The organism is uncultured Sphingobacterium sp., assembly GCF_964277905.1.
Lineage (GTDB): Bacteria > Bacteroidota > Bacteroidia > Sphingobacteriales > Sphingobacteriaceae > Sphingobacterium > Sphingobacterium siyangense.
The window spans coordinates 1082387-1097809 of the sequence record NZ_CAXYKD010000048.1 but is presented as its reverse complement, the minus strand read 5'-3'; the positions used below and the strand labels follow the sequence as shown (position 1 = coordinate 1097809).

General features: G+C 38.8%; 13 protein-coding genes. 6 read left to right on the top strand and 7 right to left on the bottom strand.

Going from position 1 to position 15423, the window contains the following annotated elements:
- Positions 1-7: 7 nt before the first annotated feature.
- Entirely contained in the window at positions 8-3118 is a 3111-nt protein-coding gene (locus ACHWSC_RS26530; RefSeq protein ID WP_394678883.1) for a lantibiotic dehydratase, read from the top strand.
- Here ACHWSC_RS26530 and ACHWSC_RS26525 read toward each other — a convergent pair.
- Both ACHWSC_RS26525 and ACHWSC_RS26520 read right to left on the bottom strand, forming a co-directional pair.
- The gene (locus ACHWSC_RS26525) at positions 3088-3792 is read right to left on the bottom strand and encodes a LytR/AlgR family response regulator transcription factor (RefSeq protein WP_394678882.1); all 705 of its coding nucleotides are present in this window, start codon (positions 3790-3792) and stop codon (positions 3088-3090) included. The genes ACHWSC_RS26530 and ACHWSC_RS26525 overlap by 31 nt on opposite strands.
- A gap of 28 nt (positions 3793-3820) precedes the next feature.
- Positions 3821-4930, bottom strand: a complete 1110-nt coding sequence (locus ACHWSC_RS26520) for a sensor histidine kinase (protein ID WP_394678881.1) — start codon at positions 4928-4930, stop codon at positions 3821-3823.
- Between the two features lie 491 nt (positions 4931-5421).
- On the opposite strand from ACHWSC_RS26520, the gene ACHWSC_RS26515 reads away from it, so the two are divergent.
- The 3 genes from ACHWSC_RS26515 (at position 5422) to ACHWSC_RS26505 (ending at position 8001) form a co-directional block, all read left to right on the top strand.
- A complete protein-coding gene (locus tag ACHWSC_RS26515; protein WP_394678880.1) occupies positions 5422-5874 on the top strand; it encodes a DinB family protein in 453 nt (150 codons plus the stop codon).
- Between the two features lie 284 nt (positions 5875-6158).
- Entirely contained in the window at positions 6159-6629 is a 471-nt protein-coding gene (locus ACHWSC_RS26510) for an OsmC family protein (protein WP_394678879.1), read from the top strand.
- Positions 6630-6765: 136 nt separating this feature from the next.
- Positions 6766-8001 (top strand): TCR/Tet family MFS transporter, encoded by a 1236-nt coding sequence (locus tag ACHWSC_RS26505; protein ID WP_394678878.1) that lies wholly within the window; start codon positions 6766-6768, stop codon positions 7999-8001.
- Positions 8002-8092: 91 nt separating this feature from the next.
- Here ACHWSC_RS26505 and ACHWSC_RS26500 read toward each other — a convergent pair whose 3' ends face one another.
- From ACHWSC_RS26500 to ACHWSC_RS26485, 4 genes are all read right to left on the bottom strand, one after another.
- Positions 8093-8662 carry a Crp/Fnr family transcriptional regulator gene (locus ACHWSC_RS26500; RefSeq protein ID WP_070564302.1) on the bottom strand — a complete coding sequence of 190 codons (570 nt, stop codon included), beginning with the start codon at positions 8660-8662 and terminating at the stop codon, positions 8093-8095.
- Between the two features lie 70 nt (positions 8663-8732).
- On the bottom strand, positions 8733-9491 hold the full coding sequence (locus ACHWSC_RS26495) for a siderophore-interacting protein (protein ID WP_070564305.1): 759 nt from the start codon (positions 9489-9491) through the stop codon (positions 8733-8735).
- On the bottom strand, positions 9472-10149 hold the full coding sequence (gene ribB / locus ACHWSC_RS26490; protein WP_286751850.1) for a 3,4-dihydroxy-2-butanone-4-phosphate synthase: 678 nt from the start codon (positions 10147-10149) through the stop codon (positions 9472-9474). Before ribB ends, ACHWSC_RS26495 begins: the two co-directional genes overlap by 20 nt.
- Before the next feature lie 113 nt (positions 10150-10262).
- Positions 10263-11852 carry a Na+/H+ antiporter gene (locus ACHWSC_RS26485; RefSeq protein WP_394678877.1) on the bottom strand — a complete coding sequence of 530 codons (1590 nt, stop codon included), beginning with the start codon at positions 11850-11852 and terminating at the stop codon, positions 10263-10265.
- Positions 11853-12072: 220 nt separating this feature from the next.
- Here ACHWSC_RS26485 and ACHWSC_RS26480 point away from each other — a divergent pair, with 220 nt between their 5' ends.
- Positions 12073-13308: an MFS transporter gene (locus tag ACHWSC_RS26480; protein WP_394678876.1), complete on the top strand. Its 1236-nt coding sequence runs from the start codon at positions 12073-12075 to the stop codon at positions 13306-13308.
- Between the two features lie 115 nt (positions 13309-13423).
- On the opposite strand, the gene ACHWSC_RS26475 is transcribed toward ACHWSC_RS26480, so the two are convergent.
- Positions 13424-14293: a pirin family protein gene (locus ACHWSC_RS26475; RefSeq protein WP_394678875.1), complete on the bottom strand. Its 870-nt coding sequence runs from the start codon at positions 14291-14293 to the stop codon at positions 13424-13426.
- Between the two features lie 246 nt (positions 14294-14539).
- Between ACHWSC_RS26475 and ACHWSC_RS26470 the strand changes: the two genes are divergently transcribed.
- Entirely contained in the window at positions 14540-15409 is an 870-nt protein-coding gene (locus tag ACHWSC_RS26470; RefSeq protein ID WP_394678874.1) for an alpha/beta hydrolase, read from the top strand.
- The last annotated feature ends 14 nt before the right edge of the window (positions 15410-15423 follow it).

Genomic DNA, 15423 nt, shown 5'->3' with positions numbered 1-15423 from the left:
CTAATTCATGTCATTATTCCACTTATCCGATTATTTTCTTCTGCGCACGCCTCTGCTTCCAGCTGCATTTGCCGTTGATCTTTTAACGATAAAAGAGAGACATGAAATAGAAGAGAAACTTCGTCATTTGTTTCAAAATGAGCAATTAAAAGAAGCCCTATTTCTCGCAAGCCCTGCCTTCTCAGTAGAAGTTCAAAAATGGCTTGAATACAAGAAAGAAAGCAGCTCAAAAATGATCGCTTCACTACTCAAATATGCGATTAGGATGAGTACCAGAAGTACGCCTTTCGGTTTATTCGCAGGGGTATCTTTTGGGAACATTGCCGTCAACGAAAAAAAGGTATCGTTAATTAGGACTAATGCGAATAAAGCTGTATTAAAACTGGATGCCACCATTTTGACAGGAATTATTGAACAGATATCAAAAGACAAAAGAATTTACAGTCAACTCTATTATCGTATCAATCCGACCTTATATTTAGATGGTAAATATTACAAATATTATCAAAAAGTAACAAATGGGAAGAAAGGACAGCATATCCTGAAACGCATAAGGCTTACCCCAGTTTTGGATCGAGTCATCCAATATTTTGAACGCAATAAGAGAACCAGCCATTATCAATCATTAATCGATCTGCTGCAAGGTCTTGGAGCATCAACAACGCATGCGCCCCTATTCGTCAATAACCTCATCAGCCTTGGAATCATATCTTCTGAATTACAGCCCAATGTAATTGGCCAAGGTTATCTGGATAGCCTGATAACGACGCTTGAAAGAGTGGATAAGACGGAAAATTATTTAAATCCTTTATTAACGATAAAAAAATGGCTTCATAGTTCTCAATCTGTCATTGAGATCCGAACCGCCATCCTTAAATTATTGCAGCCTTTGGCTCCAGAACTCGATATGACCAATTCGTTACAGGGAGACCTCCTCATGGGGATGGAAGAAAATAATTTATCAGATGCCGCATTAAATCACATAAGAGATCAATTCCAGGATTTACTACCACTTTGCAGCCAGGCTAAGTTAACAGATTTTGATCGGTTTAGAACTGCGTTCTCTGTTAAATATGAAGATAGAATGGTTCCGCTAACGACAGCTCTAGACCCCGATATTGGGATTGGTTACGGACGTCAAGAAGGTGTCTACAATATAACGGATGAGATACTCGGGGATGTTAAAAACATCACTCCGACGGGCGAAAAAAAATATGGCGACCACCATTATCAAGATCTGGTCATTGAAAAATTTGTAGAAAGTGTAAAAAATCAATTCAACGAAATTCGGCTGACCGGCAAAGATCTAGATCATATCGCTAAACAGCGTAAACAAACAGTCCATACTATCCCTTCTTCATTCTATGCCATCGGCAATCTCCTTAGGAGTTCATGTCAGGAAAATTTATTCTTTAATTTGGGTACTATTGGTGGTTCGTCGTCAGGAAACTTAATTTCCAGATTTGCACATTTGGATGATGAATTGCATAACAAATTAAAAGAATCGACCAACAGAGAGCAACAGCAGTTTCCCAATGCAATACTTGCCGAGATTTGTCATTACCCAGACAATAATGCTGGTAATATAATTTATAGACCTGCGCTGCGAAAGGCATCAATTTGTCTAAGCCCAACAATCGACGAAGAACAAGAGCAAATTGATGTTAATGACTTACACCTGTTCGTTAAAGAACAGCGTCTAATCTTGTGGTCCAAGAAATTCAATAAAATGGTTATCCCCCGTTTGACGACAGCCCACAATTTTGAACAGGGTATGAATATTTACAAGTTTCTCGCAGATTTTCAGTTCCAAAATAATAGGTTGGATCTTTCCTGGAATTGGGGGATTATGAAAGAGCAGCCGAGGCTTCCACGAATAAGCTACAAAAATATTATCTTATCTAGAGCCCAGTGGCGAATTCAAAAAATAGCGAAATACCCCAGCAACCCTCAGGCTTTCATAAAAAATATACAAGCGGAGTTAGCAATCCCTGCAATGGTTATCATCAGCAGCGGCGATAATGAACTGTTGATAAATTTAGACAATCCTTTTTGCATAGAAATCGTATTGGATCATATGTGCAAAAGAGAGACCATATTAACCGAATATATCCTGAGTGACTATTCATCAGTAGCCAGAGATAAAGATGGACATATTTTTGCCAACGAAATCATTATTCCAATAGAATCACAGCAGGATACTTTCACAAATGAATCAGCTCCGCAAGACACTAACCTAAAAAGATGTTTCCCTTTGGGCAGTGAATGGCTTTACGTCAAGATTTATTGTGGTTTACATTTTGCAGACACCTTGTTAAAGGAGGTTTTCCCCATAATCGTAGCGACAATTAGTCAACAAAATGTCCTAAAAAAATGGTTTTTTATTCGGTACAACGATCCATCGCCCCACATTAGGTTTAGAGTTGAGCTTTCAGATCCAAGCCAGTATTATTTCGTTATATCCACGCTTAATACCCTACTGGAACAGTTTATTAAAGATGGACAGATATCAACGCTATCCTTTGACACTTATACACGGGAGATTGAACGATATACCCCATTTTGTATGGAACTTAGTGAGGAGCTATTCTATCAACAGAGCGAAACGATACTGAAGGTTATTCAACAAAGTACTTCAATCAATGATCGATGGCGCCTGGCTTTCGAAAATATTGAGTCGCTATTAGAAGCTGCAAAATTTACACTGATCGAGAAAAGAGATTTCTGCCTACAGATGAATACCCTTTATCAGCAAGAATTTGATAATAATAAAAACCTTTGGATTCATCTCAACAATAAGTTTAAAGAGAAAAAAGACTGGTTCGACAAACCTTTAGACAACCCAGAAGAATCGAAAAAGAAACTAAATACACTTCAATACAGCATATTTAACACCTTACGGAGCCATACCGATCGAGATGAATTCAAGTCGACCCGGACATCGTTACTATCAAGCTACATTCATATGTTTATTAATCGATTGTTCATGTCCGATCAACGCTTACATGAACTTGCTGTTTACCACTTTATGGTTGGCTATTATAAAATGCAAATTGGGAAACAGAAAGAACGTATGAATGCGATAAATTATATGAGTCCCATCTTCGCGAAAAGTTGATTACGATATTGTAAACCTATACCGAGTTCTGTCCCATTTTTCAGAATGACTTTACTTGCCTCAACTCCTTTGATCTGTTTAATATTGACAATATAGGACCTATGCATACGAGAAAACATATCCCAAGGCAGTTCTGCTTCCATATCTTTCATGGTAGACAGCAACGTTTGCATACCTTCTAACGTATAAATTTGAATGTAATCCCCCCAGGCTTTTAGATAGAAAATATCCGCCGGATCTATAAAAATAGTTTTGTTCCGATCCTTTATCTTAATAGCCTTTCTTTCACCTTGTGGCCCCCTTCTAGAAAACAAAATTGCCTTTTGGACTTTTTCAATTGCCTTGATTAACCGCTCTTCCGTCAGGAGTGGCTTTAAGATATAATCGATCACATCCAGCTCAAATCCATCGACCGCATACTCATAATGCCCAGTTATAAAAACAACAAATGGTGGATGAGCAAGTCCCTTGAGAAAGGTAATTCCGTCCATTTCAGGCATATCTATATCCGACAAAATGAGATCTACCTCCTGCTGCCTTAAAATGTCAATTGCTTGCAATGGGCTCTCGAATACACCCAATATTTCGATCAGGCCTAATTTGGAAACTAATTTCTCCAGGCGGCCTCTCGCAATAGGCTCATCTTCAATAAGGATAGTTTTAATTCTATTCATAAGTACTTCGCAACCCGTTGCTTTGGTGCTACGGCTCTGTTTCCGAATGTAAAGTTACAACAAGATTAACACTAAATACACCCTCATGCGACTTTATTTCCAAATTGTGATTATGAGGATAATGAAGTTCCAGTCGTTTTTTTACATTTTCTATCCCTAATCCGCCGACATAATTTTCTGGTTTTGAAAGTTCTCTATACGCATTAGCCACGTGCATATACACCTTGTCATCCGCAACCTTAATGTCTACGGATATCCATCCCGCCGAAGAACTTAACCGAGGTCCGTGTTTGAATGCATTTTCCACAAAAGGAAAAAAGATCAAAGGAACAATCATGCTGTTTTCGTCCTCAGCCACCAAATTTAGATTGATCTGCACGGTCTCGCTATAGCGTAACTTTTCCAATTCAACATAATCCTTTAGCAATTGAAATTCGCGACTAATTTCTATCCTGGGTTGATTACTTTCATGCAGTAAATACACCATAATACTACTTAAACGCATCATACTTTCGCCGCCTCTTTCATCATGATCGGATACCAGCACGTAGATGCTATAAAGTGTATTAAGTAAAAAATGTGGATTAATCTGGTATTTTAGAAAGGCAAGTTCCAATTGGACATTGTTCAATTCCAATGCTGAATTTTTCAATTCGAGTTTCATTTTTGAATTTCTGACAGACATAAATGCCTGTACAATTTTTACGGTCAATGGCAGCGCCACCAAAAAAATAAAATCCAACAAATAATCGCTAATGGAAGAAAGGCGAAAAGCACCAAAGATTCCTTGACTTAATATTATTTCAAGATAGCTTGACAGGCGAACATCTGGTGTTAGATATTTCAACGTTAATAGGGCAGCAAAGTAACTTAGAAACGACCACCAGGCGTAAATAAACAACAACCATAATATACATAATACAAACTTCCCTGGAATAAACCACCGCGGAATGATGATATATGCTGTCACATAAAATATTGTCAACAAAGAAAAGACGTCCTTTACAAACAAAATCCAGGAATTATCAATATCTATCCGCTGATAGGAAATGAATTGCATTCCCAAAACCAAAAACCAAAAACACAAATGAAGAATAATACGTTTCCCCGTATTGTAATTTTGGAAAAACCTGTTCATAGATAGCATACTTTTCAATAATATCAGTCTAATATAATGATATCCTTTAGTTTGTGGTAGTCTGACTTGTCAAGAGATAACGCAAAAAGACATTTCTGCGACAAAAAACAACAACCTATAACGCTAACAATCTGAATATATCCCAATTAGGATCTGTACAAATCAAAAAAATAGAATTACGCACAAAACAATTAAATTGTAACAAATATATTGCTCTAAAATGAATATGATTTTTAGCCTGCACTCAACGGTTAGTCCATCCAGCAAATAAAGTAATTTTCTAGGTTATCAATATAGAATCGCGTTATCTCTAATTTCAATTAAGTTGGTAATTTTCAAAACTTACCTAATAAGGTAAATATAATGCGTAGCAATCACTAAAATGTCTATTTACATAACATAAATTGTCCATAATTGAAGGCTCAGCAAAAAAAAGTTATTGCGATCTTCCGTATATTTAATTTTACAGAACCCACATAAACAACAATTAGATGTCAACTACTTTTATGCAGCTTTGGTTATATAATAACTGGGCCAATACAGCACTACTGGATAAACTGAAAAGTGAAGGCGAAAATGTACCTCATTCTTGTATACGGCTCTTTAGCCATATTGTTAATGCTCAGATTATTTGGTTAAGTCGATTAACTGGTGAAAAACCACCTGTTGGTGTTTGGGATGAGCACAGTATCATCGATTGCCAGAGGTATCACGATTTAGCCTCAGAAGGATTTGGGCAACAGATTCAGCGCAGAAATGACACGGAGGATGAAATTATCAATTATACAAACACACAGCATCAGGCTTTTCAGAATAAGGCCAACGACATTCTGTTACACGTCTTTAATCATGGCACCTATCACAGGGCGCAAATAGCAGGCGAAATGCGAAAAAATGGTATTGAACCTATCAACACAGATTATATCACTTTTGTTCGCACATAACAGTACTGTAATCAGACGCCACTGTAGTCTGATTACAAACAAAGTAGTTTTATTCAAAGGCCGATTTGCTCCAAACGATAAATATCATGCTGGATCAATCCTTCTGTAAGGTAATAAAAGGAATACCCTAGGACATACTCGTTTTCAACCAGATAATGGTCGCTTTGATTTTTAAGCAGTTCTATTAAAATTTTGACATAGTCGATTCGACCTATCCTACACATTCTGTAATTTGCGGACTAGACGTTCTATAATATTGGAGAATACCTTAAATTTGAAACAAAATGAGTTACAAACATATCTTTAAAGCGACCTTAACTTGGAACCATCCTGAACAGCCTAGTGCTGTGGGTTCAAAAATTTATACAAAGAGCCATCACATCGCGATCGAAGGGAAAGCTGACCTGCAAGTTTCCGCAGCAAAAGCATTCAAGGGTGACCCCGCATTGTACAATCCGGAAGATTTGCTGCTTAGCAGCCTGATTTCTTGCCACATGATGTCCTATTTATACGTTTGCTCGAAAAATAGCATCGAGATTTTATCCTATACGGACAATGCTATCGCTACCCTCGAAACGGGTGGAGATGGAAGTGGTCGTTTTACAGAAGTTATATTACACCCCGAGGTTCTCATCACAGATGAATCCCAGATAGAACTTGCTTTATCCTTACATGCCCAAGCAAATAAACTGTGTTTTATTGCGAATTCATGTAATTTCACTGTGTTGCACCATCCCAAATGCCAAGCGATCTAATCCACACCTAGGCTTTCAATCGAAAGAAAAAATCCCCCTATTATCGGTTTGTTAACACAACCGATAATATAACACACAGCACAAATTAGTAATTAAATAACAAAAAAGTTTTTAAGGATTTCATTACTTTTGAATCATGATGGAAAATTCCAGGAAAAAAGCAGCAATCGGATTCATATTTATTACACTACTAATCGATATTACGGGTTGGGGAATCATTATTCCAGTCGTCCCTAAACTTATCGAGGAATTGATTCATAGTGACGTCAGTGAAGCGGCAAAATATGGGGGCTGGCTTGGCTTTGCCTACGCCTTCACACAATTCATCTGTTCTCCCGTCGTTGGTAACCTCAGTGATAAATATGGCAGAAGGCCAATTATTTTGATCTCACTTTTTGGGTTTGCTGTAGACTACATCTTTCTTGCCCTCGCACCAACTATAGGTTGGCTATTTTTAGGACGTGTTATCGCTGGATTGACAGGCGCTAGTTTTACAACGGCAAGTGCTTATATCGCAGATATATCTACGGATGAAGATCGGGCAAAGAACTTTGGCTTGATAGGCGCGGCATTTGGTCTAGGCTTTATCATCGGCCCAGTTATCGGCGGTCTACTCGGTCACTATGGTGCCAGGGTTCCCTTTTATGCGGCCGCAGGACTGTGTATGCTAAACTTCCTGTATGGCTATTTTATCTTACCCGAGAGCTTAGATAAAGAAAAACGTAGAGCTTTTGAATGGAAACGCGCAAATCCAATTGGATCCTTTAAGTTTCTTGGAAAACATCCAGAAATATCCGGATTAATCGTTGCCTTAATTTTAATATATATCGCAGGCCATGCAGTTCAAAGTAACTGGAACTTCTTCACCATGTATAAATTCGACTGGACAGAAAGAATGGTGGGTATCTCATTAGGTGTTATTGGATTATTGATTGGATTGGTTCAGGGCGTTTTAATTCGATGGACAACGCCCAAACTCGGTGAACAAAAAAGCATTTTCTATGGATTGACCCTGTATGCTATTGGACTACTGTTATTCTCGTTTGCAAGCGAAGGATGGATGATGTTCGTCTTCCTTATCCCCTATTGCTTGGGTGGTATTTGTGGACCAGCTCTTCAGTCTGTTATTACAAAAAATGTTCCTTCAAACGAACAGGGTGAACTTCAAGGTGCACTAACAAGCTTAATGAGTGCAACATCGATTATTGGTCCACCGATGATGACAAACCTATTTTATTATTTCACACATGACAAAGCACCATTTAAATTTTCCGGCGCGCCGTTTTTCTTAGCATTTATCCTGATGACGATTAGTGTGATCATTGTCTATAATGCTTCTCGCAAAAAGAGAAATCAGCAAATAAATCTTTAAACCTGATTGATCAGTCTGCACTATTTTCATCTATCTTCTTCAAAAACTCAACTGGCCTATGCATTTAAGAACTGCATAGGCCAGTTGAGTTTTAGAGCTTTGACTTTAAACGGCTCAAAGTCTCCTGTGAAATATTCAGATAGGAAGCAACTATTCTATTGGATAGCCTTCTGACAACCATTGGATTCTCATCCAACAATAAACGATATTTTTCAAGGGCATCTTGCATTAAAAATGACATCAGACGCTTTGTATTTGTTACATAGGCAATTTCCAAATAGAGACGGTAGAACTTCTCCCACTGTGGAATAAGGTCCAACAAATGATAAAAATCCTTATGACTTATATAGTAGATTTCAGTAGGTTCCAAAGCCTGAATGAATTCTTCGGACTCTTCTCCTGTAATAAAACTGACTAATGCGGTTGCAAACTGATTCTCAAAGGCAAAGTAGCGTGTTGCTTCTTGTCCAGACTCATTAATAAAAAAAATACGTAAACACCCCTTGGTCACGAAAAATGAGCGTTGGCTTATTTCACCATTGGCCAACAAAAACTCATTTTTCTTTAGCTTTAAAGGCTTAAAATATGAGCGTATTAGATGTAATTCATCTTCTGTTACCGTAATTTTACTCGTGATATAGGATATCAATAGCTCATCCATTTTAATTGCTGTTCTAAATTAATTTCCAGCAAAACTAATAAAATTGGATTAACAGTAACTAATTCAAGAACTAGATCGGCTCATTTAAATTCATAAGTTCACTTTCTGCATGCCCCACTCTCCAGTATGCGCAGGCATATAGGTCCTGTGAAGTTCTCCCTTTTTCCTCCCGAAAGTAATGACGTAATTCTTTCACAATGGCATACTCCGCAGCAATAAAGATATAACTCGTTTGATCATCCGCCCTAAAGTCGGCTTTCTTAACATATTCAGCGAGATTACTCCCTTGTTCTGGTGTCTGATTATAACACCATTGTATGAGTGCACTGCAGGCTGAGGACAATACAAGCTCGTCTTCTTTTGCCGGAATCTCAATAATTACTTTTGCTCTAGCCGTCGCTGGAAGCTCTTCTAATATTGCAGCAATAACCGGTAAAGCTGTTGTGTCTCCAACCAGCAGGTAACAGTCTACCTGGGGAACCAATTTTCTTTTGCTCTCCTTCATGCCAATTTCCAATTGATCGCCCTTTTCCGCCTTGATTGCCCAAGCAGATGCAGGACCGCTATCACCATGAACAACAAAATCGATATGCAATTCTCTGTTAGAAAGATCTATTTTACGATTGGTGTAAGTTCTGACGACTACTTCTTGCGCATTGTGCTGCAACGGAACGAAAAGCTTGTTATTTGAACCCGAACTGACTTCGGCCAATAAGCCGAGCTGCTCATCTGTTAAATCAAATATTACCCGGATAAGATGTGGTGTAAGGTACTCTTTTCGGCCAACGCGGAATAACGATCTTATTTTTTTAGTGTTTGTCTGATTCATATACTGTTTTTCGATGATTACTATTTAGCTTTCTATAGGTAACAATATCCTCAATAGATAATACGGTAAGATTATGTTTCAGTCCGAATGCTGAGACCTCATTCAAACGCGCCATTGTCCCATCCTCATTCATCAATTCACATAAGACAGCCATCGGTTCTAAACCCGCCATAAGCATCAAATCGATACTGCCTTCTGTATGACCATCGCGACCCAATACTCCGTTCGCGTGCGCCCGCAAGGGAAAGATATGACCTGGGCGAACAAGGTCCCCCGGTTTGGCATCCTGCGCACAGGCCGCCCGTATTGTGGCAATTCGATCGGAAGCCGAGAGCCCCGTAGTTGCCCCTATCTTTGCATCGATAGATACTGTAAATGGCGTTTGGTAAGGACTTGAATTAGCTGACACCATATAAGGTAAGTCTAATTCATTCGCTTTCTCATGGGTGAGACAAAGACAGACAACACCACTACAATACCGGATCATTTGTACCATATCCGGTATGCTCATGTTTTGGGCAGAGAAAATAAGATCCCCCTCATTCTCTCGATCTTCATTATCGATAAGAAGAACCCCTTTACCGGCCTGTAAATCCTTTAATGCCTTTTCTACTCTTGCTATGGGATCATCCCCAAACATTGTTAACAAATTTTTCATATCATTCTATATTATCCTGCCTCTTTCCGAATAACTGAGGCTGGCTTATTTGATGACAAAGATCTATCCATTAAAAACAATAAACATTGACTTAAGTCAAAAACAGCAAACACCTACAATTTCATTTCTTGATAAATATTTGCTGTCCATAAATCAAGTTCAAATTCCTTTTTCCTAACATCTTCCAAGGGATAAATCCCCTTTTGATAGCTTCTCACAAGTTCTTTTCGCTGCACTTGAATCATAGATAGTTCGATGTCAAAATAGCATGCTCGCCACTCATCCCTACAGATAATGTCTTTGATAGATCTCTTCATGTCGTTAGGTTCTTCCCTTTGATTTTGCAACTTTACTTGCATCTTTTGTACGACTTCTTGCACTAATGGTCTGTCGATTTCCAGACTTTCCAAATAGCTTAACGAACGCTCAATCAATAAATCGTTTAGTTCTTTCCCCTTATCCTGTTTGTTCGGCTTGGGAGTAATACGCTTAATAAGTTGAGGCAAACTAATTCCTTGAATAACTAACGTGAAAATAATGACAACAAAGGAAAGAAAGAGAACGGTATTTCGCTGTGCAATGAGCGAACCATTGTTTGCATATAAAGGCAATGCAAATGCGGTAGCAAGTGAAACAACCCCGCGCATACCCGACCAAGACAAAATAATATACTCCTTTCGAAATCGCCATTGAAAAGCTGCATCCTCTTTATCTTCCCGACAAGAAAACAGCGGAAAAAAGTAGGTCACAATTAAGCGTATCAGAATTAACAGACAGAAGATCAAGAAGCCGTACAAAGTCAGAACGATTATTTCTGAACGAGGTATTGCTTCAACAATGTGGGGAAGCTGCATGCCTAAAATCAAAAAAACGAGTCCATTTAGAATAAAGATAATGACATCCCAAAAATGGCTCATCTGTAAACGGCTTGCTGAGCTAAATAAGGAAAAGGAATTCCAGGAGATATACATCCCTAAACTGACGACAGCTAGCACCCCTGAAGCAGCTAAATGTTCAGCAAGGCTATATGTCGCAAATGGTAACAACAGCACAGCAAAGGTTTCGACATTACTATTGCCATGGAGAAAGCGATGTAATTTTACAAACCCATAACCGATCGACAAACCTAGTGCCACTCCACTTATTCCCATTACCACAAACTGTAATCCAGCATTCCAAAATGAAAAACCACCACTTACCAATGCTATAATCGCACACTTAAATGCAATTAATGCGGATGCGTCATTAAGCAGACTTTCCCCCTCAAGAAGCGTGATTAATTTTCTCGATAGGGGAAGATCCTTCGCAATGCTCGTCGCTGCTATCGCGTCCGGTGGCGAAATAATTGCCCCTAACGCAAAGGAGATCGCCCAGTTAAATCCTGGAATGATCGAATGAACAACAACTGCAATAACAGTAGTTGTAATCAATACCAGTCCGACTGCCAATAAAGAAATCTTAGAAAATTGCCGTTTGAAATCCGGAATAGATGTATTCCAGGCTGCATCAAACAAAATTGGCGGCAAAACTATATTAAAAATTATATCGGGATTAATCGCCAATACCGGAAAGCACTGTGCCAAACTCAATATAAGTCCCACGATAACCAATAAAATGGGGAGTGCTAGTTTTAAACGGCTCCTAACTGATGTGATCACAATTAAAATAATAGAAATCCAAATAATATGCTCGAGTTCTGTCATTTGATAAAAAATTTAAGTCCCAAAACTAATCGCCTCGCAACTGAAAAACCATGACTTAAGTCAAAAAACAGCAACACAATAGCTAATCCAGCACATAATTATCGAACTTCTGGATCAATTTAGGTTAATCAAACTTCAATTCTTCAATTCATGGATCGAATTCTTCAATTCCTCCATTACTGATCGCTGTAAATTTGCAGCCAAGGAAATAAAATTCAAAATGATACATACAACAGACATAACAAATCAAAACATAGAGCTTCACGTAGACTCAAAGCGGCATACACCTGTACTTACGAAGCCTCTTTTATGGCTTATTACCCTGACAACTGGAATAGTAGTCGGCAACAACTATTATAATCAACCTCTTTTGGGATTGATGGCGAAAGACTTTCACGTTAGTGAAGCTGCAATTAGTATGATCGCTATGCTCACCCAGATCGGTTTTGCAACAGGGCTACTCTTTATCGTTCCTTTGGGAGATATGATAAAAAGAAAGAAATTAATATTATCAATATTTCTGCTCATCATAGCCTCCTTATTGGCCATGGTCTTCGCTCCCAGCCTCGAGCTGCTTTATATCGCAAGCTTTATGGTTGGATTTAGCTCGGTCGTTCCCCAAATGCTCGTCCCCCTTACGGCGGAACTTGCTACTCCCGAAAAACGCAATTCTTCAATCGGAATGGTCATGAGTGGCTTACTATTAGGTATTCTGCTCTCCCGCGTCGCAGCAGGATTTATTGGTGATATCTGGGGATGGCAAGCGATCTATTATATAGCGATAGCGTTAATGGTTCTATTCATGTTATTATTAGCTTTCGCACTCCCCGATGTGAATCCGACATTTCAAGGAAGTTATCTACAATTAATGCACTCATTGATCCATCTGACAAAAACTCAACCGGTATTACGGCTATCTGCACTCAGAGGTGCCCTAGGTTTTGCGGGATTCAGTGCTTTTTGGATTACATTAGTATTTCATTTACAGGAAGCTCCTTTCCACGCGGGGTCCGCTGTAGCCGGATCCTTCGGATTAATAGGGGCTGTTGGCGCTCTAGCAGCAGCATTGGTCGGCCGGATTTCAACGCGTGTTTCTACGTATACCGTTATTCTTGGTTCCATATTTATCCTGCTATTGAGCTGGATTGTATTCTACATCGGGGGGAATAGCTATATCGGATTAATAGCTGGTGTAATCTTAATTGACCTGGGTTTACAATCAATGCATATCAGCAATCAATCTGCTTTCTTTGCCTTAAATCTAGGGGCAACCAACCGACTAAATACAGTCTATATGTTTAGTTACTTTGCGGGTGGATCATTGGGTAGTTACTTGGCCTCTCTCGCTTGGAAATACTTTCAATGGAATGGCGTGGTATTGACAGGCTTTTGTTGTACACTACTGGTTCTCATCATCCATATCTGCTACGACAGACGGCCAAAAAACTTTTCTTAGTCGTTGAACACCATAATCTAAAGAAAAGCTAGTTAACAGAAAATCTTCTATATGATGATATCCATTCATGGCCTACATGTTATAAATGTAGGCCATGAATGAAAACTTATTTCATTTATTCAAGTACACCAAACTTACCAGCCTGAAAATCTTCAAAGGCTTGGTAAATCTCTGCCTGTGTATTCATTACAAATGGGCCATAGCTCACGATAGGTTCATCAATGGGCTCACCGCTTAATACAAGTAAAACCGCATTTTTTTGGGCCTTTATCGAGATCTCTTCACCATCATGACCAAATAAAACAAAACTATGTTCCTTCGCAAGTTCACCGTTGACCTCGACCTCCCCATTCACAACCAGCATCGCAGTATTATGATTTTGCGGAACTAAAAAGTTAGTTTCATGTTGCTCCGCCAATTTGATATCAAATAGATTGACAGGCGTATAGGTGTTCGCTGGCCCTACCGTATCCTGAAATTTCCCCGCGATGACATTAACTACCCCTGCCGCATCAGGCAATAGTACCTTCCCCATCTGATTGGCTGTAATCGCCTGATAATGTGCCTCCGTTGATTTATCTTTCGCTGGTAAATTAACCCAGAGCTGAACCATTTCAAACAATCCACCTTTTTTTGAAAATTCCTCTTCGTGGTATTCTTTATGTAATATACCCGCACCGGCAGTCATCCATTGTACATCACCCGGACGAATAACTCCGCTGTTTCCCGAACTGTCGTGATGGGCTACACTACCTTTGTAGGCGATAGTAACAGTTTCAAATCCCTTATGCGGATGTACATCCACACCTCTGATATGATCCGAAGGTCCAAAATCAAATGCTGCGTTGAAATCCAGTAAAAGAAATGGACTCATCCTCTTTTGGGAAATCCCATTCCCTGGTATCATATTAAATACACGAAATCCATCTCCCACCATACCCGGTTGAGCTGGACGTTCGAAAATTCTTTCAATTGATTTTTTCATATTATGATCTCCTTTTTTATCGTTCTTGATGAATTTAAGTTGAAGCCTAAATTGATTCACTTCATTTTAAATTGTTATCTCAAAGGTACGACAAGAAGAAGCCTGCTTCCAACAACCTGGATTAAGGCATAAACTTAACCTAGATTAAGTTTATAAGAAAAGATACTGTTAAAACTAGTAATCCCACATTTTCTAGATGCCATAGAAATATGTAACTTCAATAAAAATCATAGACCAAGTATCCTTATGCACTGGAACAATACTGGCACATTAACAAAATTCTACCGTCACCTTTGGTTACGTCCAATACTAGTACTCCTGCTATTCATCTTTTTATACCCCGTAGTACATGCGCAATCCAACAATAAATCTAAAGTGAAACCAAACTGGAATGAAATACTTGAAGAACAACTGTTTCCAGGTAAAAAGCTCCAAGATTCCACGTTCCGCTTTCAGGGCAAATTTGAAGAACAATTTATCACAACAGCAGATCATGTTAAACTCCACGGAATCTTGTTTAAGGCAGACAAGAGCAAAGGACTAATTTTCTATTTGCATGGCAGTAATGGGGCTGTAGATACCTGGGGTAAAATTGCCAATATCTATACTGATAACGGATATGATATTTTTATGTTGGACTACCGAGGTTACGGAAAAAGTGAAGGTAAAGTAACCAATGAAGAACTACTTTATCGTGATCTGCAAACGGTCTATGATAAGCTGACACAACAGTATCCGGAAGATCACATTATCATAATCGGTCAATCTATGGGCACGGCACTTGCTTCAACTATTGCTTCGCATAATTCTCCAAAAATGCTTATTCTTCAGGCACCTTACTATAGTTTTCAAGATTGGACACAACATGTCGCTCCTGAACTCGATACAAGCGGGATCCCCTTTTATTTCGACAATGCTGCAGCATTGCAAAAAGTAAAATGTAGAACGATCATCTTCCACGGAGACCAGGATAATGCCGTCTATTTTGATTCTTCCATTAAACTGAGTAACTTCTTTAAAAAACAGGATAAATTGATACGTTTGGCAAAGGAAGGACATAATGATTTTTCTAAAAATAAAGACTATCTGCATGCGATTGCCGAGCTATTGCAATAATCCCGTTTTATATC